1 pseudogene is annotated in these 307 nt (G+C 31.9%); it reads left to right on the top strand.

The window, feature by feature from the left end:
• A pseudogene (locus ACSG5Z_RS30420) lies at window positions 1–307 on the top strand (DUF4367 domain-containing protein); the annotation flags it as partial.

Here is a 307-nt window from a genome sequence, read left to right as displayed (position 1 = left end):
TGATGATAGTGCTATGAAATATTCATTTAAAGATAACTACGCAATGGGGGGATTTTCATTCGTTCTTTGGAGAGTAGGAGGGAATTCAGATTTTCCAACTCTGTACTCGAAAAGTTATGAAGAAAAAGAGATAAATGGTAAGAAGGCAGTAATTGTTCATAGAGAAAATGGTAATAAAGATTTAATGTTTAATAGAGTAATTTTTCTCTATTTTGAGGAAGAAGGAATTATGTTACAAAGTTATATTGGAAATGATATAAACGAAGAACAAATGATAGATGTGCTAGGGAGCATTTCACTTGAGCCC

This window comes from Bacillus pretiosus, assembly GCF_051294775.1.
GTDB lineage: Bacteria > Bacillota > Bacilli > Bacillales > Bacillaceae_G > Bacillus_A > Bacillus_A wiedmannii.
The sequence above is the reverse complement of the archived record's forward strand: the minus strand, read 5'-3'. Positions and strand labels throughout refer to the sequence as shown.